Annotated in this window: 11 protein-coding genes; 6 read left to right on the plus strand and 5 right to left on the minus strand. The window is 74.3% G+C overall.

Translation table 11 applies throughout. The features are described from left to right. The first annotated feature begins 122 nt into the window (after positions 1 to 122). Positions 123 to 2,873: a LuxR C-terminal-related transcriptional regulator gene (locus AB0J86_RS08520; protein WP_363854554.1), complete on the plus strand. Its 2,751-nt coding sequence runs from the start codon at positions 123 to 125 to the stop codon at positions 2,871 to 2,873. Beyond that, positions 2,870 to 3,442 carry a LuxR family transcriptional regulator gene (locus AB0J86_RS08525; RefSeq protein WP_363854557.1) on the plus strand — a complete coding sequence of 191 codons (573 nt, stop codon included), beginning with the start codon at positions 2,870 to 2,872 and terminating at the stop codon, positions 3,440 to 3,442. The genes AB0J86_RS08520 and AB0J86_RS08525 overlap by 4 nt, the downstream gene beginning before the upstream one ends. Before the next feature lie 18 nt (positions 3,443 to 3,460). Here AB0J86_RS08525 and AB0J86_RS08530 read toward each other — a convergent pair whose 3' ends face one another. Beyond that, complete coding sequence (locus AB0J86_RS08530; RefSeq protein WP_363854560.1) at positions 3,461 to 4,255, minus strand: lysophospholipid acyltransferase family protein; 795 nt, start codon at positions 4,253 to 4,255, stop codon at positions 3,461 to 3,463. Between the two features lie 182 nt (positions 4,256 to 4,437). Between AB0J86_RS08530 and AB0J86_RS08535 the strand changes: the two genes are divergently transcribed. Further along, positions 4,438 to 5,982, plus strand: coding sequence for a cytochrome ubiquinol oxidase subunit I (locus AB0J86_RS08535; protein WP_363854562.1), 1,545 nt, complete (start codon positions 4,438 to 4,440; stop codon positions 5,980 to 5,982). A gap of 58 nt (positions 5,983 to 6,040) precedes the next feature. Next, a complete protein-coding gene (gene cydB / locus AB0J86_RS08540; RefSeq protein WP_363854565.1) occupies positions 6,041 to 7,039 on the plus strand; it encodes a cytochrome d ubiquinol oxidase subunit II in 999 nt (332 codons plus the stop codon). 43 nt (positions 7,040 to 7,082) lie between these two features. Here cydB and deoC read toward each other — a convergent pair whose 3' ends face one another. The 3 genes from deoC to AB0J86_RS08555 all read right to left on the minus strand — a co-directional run bounded on the left by deoC (position 7,083) and on the right by AB0J86_RS08555 (position 9,465). Then, complete coding sequence (deoC, locus tag AB0J86_RS08545) at positions 7,083 to 7,787, minus strand: deoxyribose-phosphate aldolase (protein WP_363854567.1); 705 nt, start codon at positions 7,785 to 7,787, stop codon at positions 7,083 to 7,085. Further along, positions 7,784 to 8,512, minus strand: coding sequence for a GntR family transcriptional regulator (locus AB0J86_RS08550; protein ID WP_363854569.1), 729 nt, complete (start codon positions 8,510 to 8,512; stop codon positions 7,784 to 7,786). The genes deoC and AB0J86_RS08550 overlap by 4 nt, the downstream gene beginning before the upstream one ends. A 233-nt stretch (positions 8,513 to 8,745) precedes the next feature. Further along, positions 8,746 to 9,465, minus strand: a complete 720-nt coding sequence (locus AB0J86_RS08555) for a hypothetical protein (RefSeq protein WP_363854572.1) — start codon at positions 9,463 to 9,465, stop codon at positions 8,746 to 8,748. A 150-nt stretch (positions 9,466 to 9,615) separates the two neighbouring features. On the opposite strand from AB0J86_RS08555, the gene AB0J86_RS08560 reads away from it, so the two are divergent. After that, positions 9,616 to 10,344: an SDR family oxidoreductase gene (locus AB0J86_RS08560; protein WP_363854574.1), complete on the plus strand. Its 729-nt coding sequence runs from the start codon at positions 9,616 to 9,618 to the stop codon at positions 10,342 to 10,344. A 760-nt stretch (positions 10,345 to 11,104) separates the two neighbouring features. On the opposite strand, the gene AB0J86_RS08565 is transcribed toward AB0J86_RS08560, so the two are convergent. Then, positions 11,105 to 11,398, minus strand: a complete 294-nt coding sequence (locus AB0J86_RS08565) for a hypothetical protein (protein WP_363854576.1) — start codon at positions 11,396 to 11,398, stop codon at positions 11,105 to 11,107. A gap of 482 nt (positions 11,399 to 11,880) precedes the next feature. Between AB0J86_RS08565 and AB0J86_RS08570 the strand changes: the two genes are divergently transcribed. Then, positions 11,881 to 12,885, plus strand: a complete 1,005-nt coding sequence (locus AB0J86_RS08570) for a tyrosine-type recombinase/integrase (RefSeq protein WP_363854579.1) — start codon at positions 11,881 to 11,883, stop codon at positions 12,883 to 12,885. Positions 12,886 to 12,938: the final 53 nt, after the last annotated feature.

The following is a 12,938-nucleotide window of genomic DNA, read 5'->3' on the forward strand; positions in this document are numbered from 1 at the left end:
GCGGGGCGAGGCGCCCCTGCCGGACCTGACACGACACTATGAATATCCTGCCGGCGCAGGATCCCACGTTCGTGCCACCGTCTCACATCCGCGGTGGCCGCGAATCCTGGCGGGGAGGCCCAGTGCGTCACGTTCCCGGCGGTACGCCCGCCGGTCCCACCGCCCCCGACACCATGGCGGCCGGCCCCGGTGGCGGCCGCCCCACCGCGCCCCGGCCCGGGGGCGGGACGGACCCCGCCGACGGGGCCGACCGGCTCGTCGGGCGGGCCGCCGCGCTGCTGACCCGGCCGGGTCTGGTGGTGCTGCACGGCGGCCCGGGTGCCGGCCGCACCCACGCGCTGCGGCGGCTCGCCGACGCGTTCCACGGCCCGGTCTTCGGTGGCAACGCGCTGGCCAGCCTCCGGTCGGTGCCGGCGTTCGCGCTCAGCCACGCCCTGCGGGTACGCCTGCCGGCGCACGACCCGGCGCTGCTGGTCGAGGCGGTCCGGGCGGTGGTACGCGGCGGGCTGCTGCTCGTCGACGACCTGCAGTGGGCCGATCCGGTGACCGTGGCGGCGCTGGGGCCGGTGGCCGAGCACTGCCGGGTGGCGGTGGCGCTGCGCACCCCGCACCGCCTGCCCGACGCCGCCGTGGCCGCGCTGCGCGCCGCCGCCGCGGGCTGGCTCGCCGTGGCGCCGCTGGACGCCGCCGGGGCCACCGCGCTGGCCCGTACCGTCGCGCCTGGCCTGGCCGCGCCCGCGGTGGCGCGGGTGGTGCGCCGCGCCGGTGGGACACCGCTGGCGGTGACCGCCCTGGCCCGGCACGCCGCCCGCCACGGCACCGACGGCGACCCGGACCGGGCTGCCCCCACCGGCACCGCCCCCGACGGTGACCCCGCCACGACCGACCGGCTCGCCGCCCCCGGCGGTGACCGCGTCGACCTCGACGACGACGGGGGCCCCGGCCTCGACGGTGGCCTCGACGAGCTCACCCACGCGGTCGCCACCGCCCTGGCCGACCTGTCCCGGCCGGCCCGCACCGCCATGGCCGCGCTCGGCCTGCTCGGCCACCCGGCGCCCGCCGCGCTGCTCGGCCCCGGCGTCGCCGAGCTGACCGGGGCCGGCCTGGTCACCGCGGCACCCGACGGCACCGGCGTGGCGGCCGTCTCCCCGTACACCGCCGAGGTCGCCGCCGGGCTGCTCGACGACCAGACCCGCCGCGACCTGCACCGGCGGCTGGCCGACCTCGTCCCGCCGGCGCGGGCGGCCCGGCACCTCGCCGCGGCCGGCGAACCCGCCGCCGCGTACCGGGCCGCGGTGACGGCGGCCACGACGGCCAGCAGCGCCGCGCACCGCGCCGACCTGCTCCTGTTCGCCTGCGACCTGCCCGGCGTCACGCCCGCCCCCGCCGACCGGCTCGCCGCCGCGCGCGCCGCCCTGACCGCCGGCCGCCCGGCCGCCGCCGCGGCGGTGCTGGCCGGCGTCGACGGCGCGCACGCCGCCGCCACCCGCGCCGAGGCGCTGCTGCAACTGGGCGACCTGGTCGGCGCCGCCGCCACGGCCGCCCGGATACCGGAGCACGCCGAGCCGGACCTGGCCGCCGCCCGCGACCGGATCACCCTGCTCACCCGGCTCGCCGGCGACCCCTCGGCCACCGCCGGCGAGTCGCTGGCCGGCCTCGTCGCCCGGCACGGCCCGGCGCCGACCCATCCGGGGCTGCGCGCCGCCCTCGCGGCCGCCGGCGCCGCCGCCCGGATCCCCGGCTGGGAGGCGGCGTTGGCCACGGCCGCGTCCGCCGCCGGCACCGCCGGGGACACCCTGGCGGCCCGCTGGAGCGCCTGGCTGCTGGTCGAGACCCTGCTCGCCGACGGGCGGCTCACCGAGGCCGCCGACGCGGCCGGCACGGCGGCGGACGCCTGCGCGGCCGATTCCGCCTACGGCTGGCAGACCCGCTTCCTCGCCGCCCGCCTGTGGTGCGAGGCCCTCACCGGCGGCCCCGGCGGCGACGACGTGGCCCGCCGCGCCGGCGACCTGACCGACCGGACCCTGCCGGCGCTGGCGCGCGGCTACGCGGTGGCGGCGGCCGCCCTCGTGGAGGCCGACGGCGGGTTGCTCGCCCCGGCCCGGGCCCGGCTGGCCGCCACCACCGGCGTACCCGCGCCGGCCGGGCCGGTACTGGACTGGGTCGGCCGGGAGGCGGCCTGGCTGGACGGGCAACCGGAACGGGCCGTGGCCCCACCCGCCGCCGACCGGGCACCCCTGGTCGACGGGCTGTGCCGGATCACCGCCCGCTGGGCGGCCCACGACGGCGCCGCCGCCCCCGCCGACGACGGGCACAGCCGGCTGCCACCGGTGCGGCGGACCCTGACCGCCTGGACCGCCCCGGAACGGTTCGACGCGGCCGCCGCCGCCTGGCGCGGTCTGGCCGTACGGGAGGAGGTGCGCTGCCTGCTCGCCCGGGGGCTGCTCGCCGACGTACCGCAGCGGGCTGTCGAGGCGCTGCTGGCCGCCGAGGCGCTGGCCGAGCGGGCCGGGCTGGTGGTGCTGCTGGGCCGGGTCCGGCGGGCGCTGCGCCGGCACGCGGTACGGCGCGAGGAACGCGGCCCACGCGCGGGCACCGACCTCACCGACCGGGAACGGCAGGTGCTGCGGCTGGTCGCCGCCGGCGCGCCGAGCCGGCGCATCGCCGGGCAGTTGGGCATCTCCGCGCAGACGGTGGAGACCCACATCCGGGCCGGCATGCGCAAGCTGGGGGCCCGCACCCGCACCGAGGCCGCTGCCCGGGTGCTGGCCCAACCGGTGGTCGGCACGGCCCGCGTACCGCCGCCCCGGCCCCCCGAACCGGCACCGGGCGACGCCGCCGTCCCGCTCGCCCACGGCGGGCCGACCCGATGAGCACCCCCCGGCCGCCCCGCTACGTGCTGACCTCGATGACCGAGGCGACCCTCGTGCTGCGCCGGCTGGCCCGGCAGGGCTGGCAGACCCGCGAGGGGTTCGCGCTGACCGACACCGCCTGGGACGTCAGCGCCCGCCGCCTGGTCCGCTACGGCCGGGTCGACGACGCGGAGACCGTACGGCTGGCCGTGCTCGCCTCCGCCCGGGGCGCGGGCGTGGTCGCGGTCACCGACCCGGCCGGCGAGCCGGGCCGCGCGCTCCTGGCCGACCTGGGCCGCCTCGGCCCGGTGTCCCGGGACCCGCGGCCGGAGCGGACCCCGGGCGCGCTGGCGGGCGGACCGGCCCCGCTGGTACCGGAGCAGCGGGCGCTGCTGGAACGGCTGGCCAACGGCGAGACCATCGCCGCGGCGGCGGCCGCCGAGTTCCTGTCGCTGCGTACCGCCAACCGGCGCATCGCCCAGGCCCGGCAGGCGCTGGGGGTGGCCACCACCCGGGAGGCGGTGCTGGCGTACCTGCGCCAACGCGACCGCGACCACCCGTCCGACCCGGATCCCGGCCCGCGGCGTTGAAGGAGGGCGCTGAGGGAGTCAGCCCGCGTCCTCGGCCCGTGCCGGCGGCCGGCGGTGCTGCCGCCGCAGCGCCACCGGCCGGCTGGGGTCCGCGTGCCGGGGCAGGTCCGGCTCGTCGGGCCGCAACGGCGCCAGGGTGGCGGTGAGCGCGTCGATGATCCGGTCGGTGGCGTGCCGGGCGGCCCCGGGCGCGACCGGGTCGAGGTCATCCAGGTCGATCGGGGCACCGAAGTGGACCCGGATCACCGGCCGGCGCCGCACCGACCGGGCGACCGCGCGCAGCAGCCCCTTCGGCGCGCCGTACGGCAGCACCTCGTGCGCGCCCCACTGGGCCACCGGCACCACCGGCGCGCCGCTGGCGAACGCGAGCCGCGCGGTGCCGGTCTTGCCGCGCTCGGGCCACATGCCGGGGTCGAGTCCGATGCGCCCCTCCGGGTAGACCAGCACCACCGAGCCGGCGGCGACGGCGGCCGCGGCGCTGGCCAACGCGTCGCCGACGGCGGGGGTGTCGCGGTCGACCCGGATGTGGCCGCTGCGGCGCATCACCGGGCCGACCACCGGCGCCCGGAACAGCCCGCCGGTGGCCATGATCCGGGGCGCGACGCGGCGGACCCGGCAGGCGGCGGTGAGCACCACCGGGTCGAACGGGCTGATGTGGTTGGCGGCGAGGATCACTGGGCCGTGCCGCAGGTGTTCGGGCAGGTCGCCGGTGACCCGCAGCCGGGCCAGGGCATTCACCACCACGCGGGCGAGGACCTGCAGGACGTGCCAGAGGCGGGGGGCGCGCCAGGGCGCCGGGGGTGTGCTCTCCATCAGCGGACGATCGTCGCACGCCGCGCGCCGGCCCGGATGGTCCGGGCGCGCGGACGATCCGGGTGCGTCCGGGTGGTGCGCGCGCCGGGGGAGCGCGGGCAGGGGAGAGGCGGCTCACCCGAGCCTCATCTACGACGTGAGGTAGTATTTACTACACCACGTCGTAGATACTGGGGGTCCCGTTGGACGCGCTCGATGTCGCCCGGTGGCAGTTCGGCGTCACCACCGTCTACCACTTCCTCTTCGTACCGCTGACCATCGGCCTGTCCCTGCTGGTCGCCGTCCTACAGACCCTCTGGCACCGCACCGGCCAACAGCGCTACCTCAAGCTCACCAAGTTCTACGGCAAACTCTTCCTGATCAACTTCGCGATGGGCGTGGTCACCGGCATCGTGCAGGAGTTCCAGTTCGGCATGAACTGGTCGGACTACTCCCGCTTCGTCGGTGACGTCTTCGGCGCCCCGCTGGCGATCGAGGCGCTGCTGGCGTTCTTCCTCGAATCCACCTTCCTCGGACTGTGGATCTTCGGCTGGGACCGGCTGCCCCGCCGCGTCCACCTCGCCACCATCTGGGCCGCCGCGATCGGCTCCACCCTCAGCGCCTACTTCATCCTCGCCGCCAACTCCTGGATGCAGAACCCCGTCGGCTACCGGATCAACCCCAGCACCGGCCGCGCCGAACTCACCGACATCTTCGCCGTACTGACCAACAAGGTCACCCTGGTCACCTTCCCGCACACCCTCGCCGGCTGCTTCCTCGTTGCCGGGGCACTGATCACCTCGATCGCCCTCTGGCACCTCATGCGCGCCCGCCCCGCCACCGCCGACCCGGCCACCACCCCCGGCCGCGCGGCCACCCCCGCCGACACCGATACCGGCCCCGGCCACGGCGGCACCACCGCACCGGCCACCACCACCGCACCGGCCACCGCCGCCGACCCGACCGGCGACACCGCCGCCTTCCGCTTCGCCGCCCGCTTCGGCGCCTGGATCACCCTGCTCGCCGCCGCGGCCGTCGTCATCACCGGCGACGCCCAAGGCAAGATCATGACCCAGGTGCAGCCCATGAAGATGGCCGCCGCCGAAGCCCTCTACCAGACCGAGAAACCCGCCTCGTTCTCCGTACTCACCATCGGCAGCCTCGACGGCAGCCGCGAACTGTTCGCCATCAAGATCCCGTACCTGCTGTCCTACCTCGGCACCGGCGACATCCACGGCCAGGTCCGCGGCATCAACGACCTCCAGGCCCAGTACGCCGCCCAGTACGGCCCCGGCGGCTACACCCCGATCATCCCGGTCACCTACTGGAGCTTCCGCTTCATGATCGCCTTCGGGCTGGCCGCCGCCGCCATCGCCCTACTCGCCCTCTGGGCCCAACGCCGCGGCCGCACCCCCCGCAACCGCTGGCTACTACGCGCCGCACTCGTCATGCCCGTCCTACCACTGATCGCCAACTGCTTCGGCTGGATCTTCACCGAGATGGGCCGGCAACCCTGGGTCGTCTTCGGCGAACTCCTCACCCGCGACGGCGTCTCCCGCAGCGTCTCCCTGACCGAGGTACTCACCTCCTTCACCACCTTCACCCTCATCTACGCCACCCTCGCCGTCATCGAGGTACGCCTCCTGCTGCGCTACGCCCGCGCCGGCCTACCCGACATCACCCCACAACCCCCACAACCACACGACAGCACCGACGACGAGGACCGACCCCTCGCCTTCGCCTACTGACCCGCCCGAACACCCCCACCCGACCGCACCGACGCCCGACCGCAGACCGGAGCCCACCGTGGACCTCACCACCGTCTGGTTTCTCCTCATCGCCGCCCTGTTCACCGGATACTTCGTCCTCGAAGGCTTCGACTTCGGCGTCGGCATGCTGCTCCCGATCCTCGGCCGCGACGACCGCGAACGCCGCGTCCTCATCAACACCATCGGACCCGTCTGGGACGGCAACGAGGTCTGGCTCATCACCGCCGGCGGCGCCCTCTTCGCCGCCTTCCCCCAGTGGTACGCCAGCCTCTTCTCCGGCTTCTACCTGCCGCTGCTACTCATCCTCGTCGCCCTCATCCTGCGCGGCGTCGCCTTCGAATACCGCCACAAGCGACCCGACGCCGCCTGGAAACACCGCTGGGACGCCGCCATCACCTTCGGCTCCGTCGTGCCCGCCGCCGTCTGGGGCATCGCCTTCGCCAACATCCTGCGCGGCGTACCCCTGGACCCCCACCACGACTACACCGGCGGCCTACTCGACCTGCTCAACCCGTACGCCCTGCTCGGCGGCGCCACCACCACCGCCCTCTTCCTCACCCACGGCGCCGTCTTCCTCGCCCTCAAGACCACCGGCGACATCCGCCACCGCGCCGCCCGCACCGCCACACGCGCCGGCACCGCCGCCACCATCCTCACCGTGCCGTTCCTCGCCTGGACCCTCACCATCCGGCACACCCCGGCCGCCGTCGCCCTCGCCGCCGCGGCCGCACTCGCCCTCACCGCCGCGCTGGCCGCCACCCGCGTACGCCGAGAGGGCTGGGCCTTCACCGGCACCGCCGCCGCCATCGCCCTGCTCGTGGCCACCCTGTTCACCGCACTCTTCCCGAACGTGCTGCCCTCCACCGTCGACGCCGCCGGCACCCTCACCGTCACCAACGCCGCCTCCAGCCCCTACACCCTGAAGATCATGACCTGGGTGGCGGCCATCTTCGCCCCCGTCGTCGTCGCCTACCAGGGCTGGACCTACTGGGTCTTCCGCAAACGCATCGGCGTGGCCAACATCCCCCCACACTGACCCCGCCCGGGGCCCCGACGCGAGCCGGTTACCCACGCCCCCGTCAGTAGCCGGCGTCGGGAGCCGGCGCGGCGGCGGTCGGCCCCTCGCCGCGTTCGCGGGCGGCGTAGTCGTCGAGGATGACCTCGGTGGCGGTGGCACCGAAGCGGGTTGCGCCGGCCCCGTGCAGTTCGAGCAGCGTGTCGAGGGTACGAACGCCGCCGGCGGCCTTGACCTCGATATGCGGGGAGACGGTGGCGCGCATGAGCCGGATGTCGGCGAGCGTCGCGCCGCCGGAGGCGAAGCCGGTACTGGTCTTCACGAAGTGCGCCCCGGCCCGTTCGCTGAGGCGGCAGCCGAGGATCTTCTGTTCGTCGGTGAGGTAGGCGTTCTCCAGGATGACCTTGACGACCCGGCCCTGGGCGGCGGCGACCACGGCGGCGATGTCGTCGTGGACATAGGCGGCGTCGCCGTCGCGCAGACGGCCGACGTGCAGCACCATGTCGATCTCGTCGGCGCCCGCCTCGACCAGCTCACGAGTCTCGGCGACCTTGGTGCTGGTACGGGTGTCGCCGTGCGGAAAACCCGCGACGGCGCCGACGAGCACCCCGGTGCCCGCGAGCGCGGCCGCGGCCAGCTCCACGTCGGAGGGGCGCACGCAGACCGAGGCGACGGCACGGCCGGCGGCGATGTCGCAGCCACGCCGGATGTCGGTGGTGGTCAGCTCAGGACGCAGCAGCGAATGGTCGATCATCTTGGCGATGTTCATCGGGCCTCTCCTGACTGAGGTGGCTGCACGGCGAAGGCGACGCGCAGGCTGTAGCGGTCGCCGACATAGCGACTGACGGTGTACTCCAAGGGAGCTGAGTGCTGGTCGACGACAAGGCGGGTCTCGACCAGCAGTGGTTCGTCGGCCGGCACGTGCAGGCGCTCGCCGTCGACACCGGCCCGCTGGGCTGTCAGCGTCGAGGAGCCGAGCGTGGGACGCAGACCCCGGTCGTGCAGGGCGCGGTGTAGCGAGCCGGTTTCCAGGTCGACGTCGAGCAACGCCGTCAGGTGCGGCGGGAAGCAGGCGTACTCGATGGCCAGGGGGATGTCGTCGGCGAGCCGGACGCGCACGATCGAAACGACTCGCGGCGCCGCGGCGGCCAGGTGCAGCATCGCCGCCTCGGCGGACGATGCCGCCCGGACTTCGCCCGCCACCAGGCGTGACGCCGGAATGCGACCCCAGGCGCGGATCTGGTCCTGGAAGCTCATCAACGTCCCGGCCGCCCGCGGTTCAGGCGGCTGCCGCACGAAGGTGCCCCGCCCCTGGATCCGCTCGATCAGCCCGTCGGCCTCCAGCGCGTTGAGCGCCGCGCGGACCGTCATCCGGGCAACCCCGAACTCGGCGGCGAGCGCCGGCTCAGCGGGCAGCACATCCCCGGGCCGCGCCCGGGACAACCGGGCACGCAACTCCCGCTCGATCCGCGCGTACAGCGGCGCCCTCACCATTCCCTGCTCCTCTAGGTCGTCTAGACAACCTAGGAGCCGCCGCAAGCAGAATCAACCACCCGTGAGCTTCTGACGCCCGCCACCTGCCCTCCGCAGCATCGAGCGAGTCGAGCCAGGCCAAAAACCCGACGATACGTAAAAGCCCTGCCCGCCGGGAGCGCACCGAGGCCTCAATCGAGTGACCGGCCCACCCAGGCGGGTGGGCCGGTCACTCGACCAACCAAAACCAGGGCTCAGCCGGCGTCGCGCAACTCCGCCAACCGCGCCTCGATCTCGGCCAACTCCGCCCGCAACTTCTCCGCCTGCTGCTCCGCCTCGGCCCGCTCCGCCGACATGATCTGCTCCACCGCCTCGTGCACCCCCGGCACGTCGATCAGCGCCACCATCTTCAACGCTTCCGCCGGCTTGATCACATACGGCTTCGCCAGCGCCTTCGTTCCCTGCGACGCCGCCACCGTCCACTCCCCATCGGCGTACGCCAACGTCACCGTCAACCCCGCCGGCCCCTTCGGCCGCACCGCCTTCGCCACCTTCTTCGCCGGCCTGGCCTCCGCCGCCGACACCGGGGGAGTCTCCACCGTGGTCACCGCCACCTCCTCACGCAACGCCGCCACCGGCGACCTGACAACCTTGAACTCCGGCTCCGGCGCCACCTGCGCCACCGGCTCCGGCTCCTGCTCCGGTTTCGCCTCCGCGCGCCGACCCGCCCCCTTCGGCGGCACCGCCAGATCGGCGGGGGAGAAGGGCAGCTCGTCGCGGCCGAACCGCACCACCACCCACTCGTCCGAGACCGCCGGGTCGGTCAACTCCACCACCTGACCCAACTGCCCGGCGATCTGCCCCGCCGACTCCGTGAACATCACCTTCGGCTTGCGACCACCGGCCAGCGTGTCGCGGATGTGCTCCAACTCCTCATCGGACAACCCTGAAGCGGCGGTATGCGCGGCAGCCATCGGACCCTTCTTCCGTACACGTGTTTGATTCCTGCCTTACTACCAGGCAGCCCCGACAACGTCGAGATCGACACGCCAGCCTTCCCGACCGCCGCACCGCGCCGCCACGGTAGCCTCACGCGCACACCGCACCCGCCGGAGGGGGACACCATGGCACCGGTCACCATCGTCACCGGCGGCAGCCGCGGCATCGGCGCCGCCACCGTCCGCCGCCTCGCCGCCGCCGGCCACGACATCGCCCTGTGCTACCGCGCCGACACCGACGCCGCCACCGCCGTCCTGCGCGACGTGCACGCCGCCGGCCGCCAGGGCATCGCCGTACCCGCCGACACCACCGACCCCGACCAGGTCGCCGACCTGTTCGACGCCGCCGCCGCACTCGGCCCACTCACCGGACTGGTCAACAACGCCGGCGTCACCAGCACCATCGGCCCCTTCGTCGACCTCACCCTCGCCGACCTGCGCCGCGTCGTCGACGTCAACCTCATCGGCTACATCCTCTGCGCCCAACACGCCGCCCGCCGCATGACCAGCGGCGGCGCCATCGTCAACGTCTCCTCGGCCGCGGCCACCCTCGGCAGCCCCGGCGAGTACATCCACTACGCCGCCGCCAAGGCCGCCACCGACACCCTCACCATCGGCCTGTCCAAGGAACTCGGCCCCCACGGCATCCGCGTCAACGCCGTCTCACCCGGCCTCATCGACACCGAGATCCACGCCCTGTCCGGCGCACCCGACCGCGCCACCCGGCTCGCCCCCGGCGTACCGCTGGGCCGCCCCGGCCAACCCGACGAGGTCGCCGCCGCCATCGCCTGGCTACTCGGCCCCGACGCCTCCTACACCACCGGCGCCATCCTGCGCGTCGCCGGCGGCCGGTAGCCCGAGCATGCCTGACCCGCTCGACCCGCTGTCCGCGAAAGCAGCTGGACTCGACGCGAAGGCTCACCTACCTTGGCTCTCACCCGCACGTGAGGACTCTGCCCGCATGACGCCGCCCGCGCTCTAAACCTGACCTTCTTGCGCATCGGTCGCCGACGTCGCCGTCGGCTCGGTTTCCCATGTCTTCCGTCAGGTCTTTAGAGGGATCATGTCTTCACGTTCTCGTACCATGCTGCTCTGGGCGTTCCGGCGTACCCGCCTGCCGCTGCTCGCCCCTCGCCGCGTGGCCCGCCATTCCACCCGCGCCGCTACCGGCGGCGGCACGTGCCGCGTCAACGCCAACGGCGAACTCTTCGACGTCTGCCTCCTGGTCAACCGCGCCTCCTGCGACCGCACCAGCAAGTCCACCGGCCACGACCGCATCCCGGTTCGCTCCTCGGTCCCAGCCCTGCCGACCGAGCACTCCGCCAGCAGAAGCAGAATCATTTTCAACGCCGACGACCGCTCCTGGGTCCCTCGGCCCCGGCTTCTCAGCCGACCCCCGGGCAGTGTCATCCAGGCAGAAGAACCGCTCCACCTCCGCCTGCGACGGCTCACCCGCAACCCGCCCGTACGCCGTGGGTCGATCGCCAGTCCGGAACCGCGTCGGCGCGGGCGATCAATTCAGGGCCGCCAACGGGCCGCGGGCAGCCCGACGCTGAGGGCCAATTCGCGTTCCGTTCTTCCTCGACCCCCGTGGCGCTAGGACCTGTCCTGCCGATCATGTCGAGCCGAGGCGGGATTCAGGCGGCGGCGCGGGCCGCGTCGCACGCGAGCCGCGCCGCCGGCCGCCGCCGGCAAAGCGGAGATCCGTCCGGATACCGGTGCGGTATCCGGACAGATCGACAACGCAGCCGGCCGTCGTCCGGGCCCGGCCCAGGGTGGCGATGATCGGCAGGACAGGGGCCTGCCAGGCGGGACGCGGGTGGGCCGACCCGATGGTGGCCGGCGGCGCGCCGATCGCATCGTAGGGACACCCCGCCGGGTAGTCGGTCTTGACGCTGCGCAGCGTCAAGACCGACTACCCGGCGAAGGACGGACACCACCTTGCGGGCCGCCGGGCGCGCGGATGAGCCGCGTCGAAGATTCGGCCTTCTCGCCTGCTTCTACTCGCCCGAGCGAAGATTCGATAATGCACATTATGTCAACTAGCCGAGTTCGGGCGGTCCCCACGCCGCGCCGGACGCTCCTCGGGGACGCACTCGTGGTGCGGCGGTCCGCCGGGCGGCGTCGGTACATCTGAGGGTGGCGACGGGCCGACACCGCGCCGCCCGCGACCGCCGGGACGCCCGGCGGACCCGCGGAGCGGCGGTGATCGTCATCCGGTCCCTCGCCGGGCACCGGGCGGTACCGCCCGCCCCGGCAACGACCGCCGCGGGCGGCGTTCCGAGCCGCGCGTGTCCCCGCCCGGGCGACGCGCGTCCCTCTGCGGCCACCGGCTCGTCTGCGGTTTGCCGGGTATCGCCCGGAACGCGAAAATCATGCATAATATCCCTTATGCATGACAAAGCGGACGAACTGGTACTAACGCTCGTCGAGCAGTTCCTCACCGCCCGTGCCACCCGCAAGCCGTCGCCGCACACGCTGCAGGCGTACCGGCGGGACCTGCTGGCGATCGCCCGGCTGGTCGCCGAGGATCCCGCCACTCCCCTCCCCCTGTCCCGGCTGCCGATCTCCGCGTTGACCGCCCGTACGCTGCGGCGGGCCTTCGCCGGCTTCGCCGCGCCGCGCGCGCCGGCCTCGATCTACCGGGCGTGGTCGACCTGGAACAGCTTCTTCACGTTCCTCGTGGCCGACGGGGTGGTGGCGGGCAATCCGATGCCCGCGGTGGACAAGCCGAACCTGCCACTCCCCCTGCCCAAGCCGCTGCGGGGCGAGGACACGCCGGAGCAGCTGCTCAACGCGGTGGCGCGCCGGGACGAACGGCAGCGTCATCCGTGGCCGGAGCGGGATCTGGCGGTGTTGGCGTTGGCGCTCTGCGCGGGGTTGCGCCTGGCGGAGCTGTTGGCGTTGCGGGTGCGTTCGCTGGCGGGGCGGCCGGGTGAGCGGCGTATCGAGGTGGCGGGCAAGGGTGGGCGGGCCCGGGTGGTGCCGATCGAGCCGGAGTTGGACGGGGTGCTGGTCGGTTATCTGGACAGTCGGCGGCGGCGGTTCGGGGACCGTACGGTGCGGCCGGAGTCGGCGTTGCTGGTGGACCGGTACGGGGAGCCGTTGCGGCGGGGTGGGTTGCAGTATCTGGTGGAGTCGTGTTTCCGGCGCGCGGGGATCCTGGATCGGGTGCCGCGGGGCGCGCGGTTGCATTCGTTGCGGCACACGTTCGCGACGCGGTTGGCCGAGGACGGGGCGAGCGCGTCGGAGATCATGCGGTTGTTGGGGCATGCGAGTCTGGCGACGAGTCAGGCGTACATCGAGGTGACGGCGGATCAGCAGCGGGCGGCGGTGCGGGCGAACCGGACGAACCGGGCGTTGGGTGGGTTGTTTCCGGCGGGTGGCGCCGGGTGAGCCGGCGCCGGGTGCGGCGTGGTGTTACCGCGGTGCTACCGGGGTCGGTAGGA

This window comes from Micromonospora sp. NPDC049559, assembly GCF_040676675.1.
Classification (GTDB): domain Bacteria; phylum Actinomycetota; class Actinomycetes; order Mycobacteriales; family Micromonosporaceae; genus JBFAPK01.

Coding starts and splice junctions, on each gene's coding strand:
- AB0J86_RS08525 (WP_363854557.1), top strand. CDS start 2,870: ATGAGCACCCCCCGGCCGCCCCGCTACGTGCTGACCTCGATGACCGAG.
- AB0J86_RS08560 (WP_363854574.1), top strand. CDS start 9,616: ATGGCACCGGTCACCATCGTCACCGGCGGCAGCCGCGGCATCGGCGCC.
- AB0J86_RS08570 (WP_363854579.1), top strand. CDS start 11,881: ATGCATGACAAAGCGGACGAACTGGTACTAACGCTCGTCGAGCAGTTC.
- AB0J86_RS08550 (WP_363854569.1), bottom strand. CDS start 8,512: ATGGTGAGGGCGCCGCTGTACGCGCGGATCGAGCGGGAGTTGCGTGCC.
- AB0J86_RS08555 (WP_363854572.1), bottom strand. CDS start 9,465: ATGGCTGCCGCGCATACCGCCGCTTCAGGGTTGTCCGATGAGGAGTTG.
- deoC (WP_363854567.1), bottom strand. CDS start 7,787: ATGAACATCGCCAAGATGATCGACCATTCGCTGCTGCGTCCTGAGCTG.
- AB0J86_RS08530 (WP_363854560.1), bottom strand. CDS start 4,255: ATGGAGAGCACACCCCCGGCGCCCTGGCGCGCCCCCCGCCTCTGGCAC.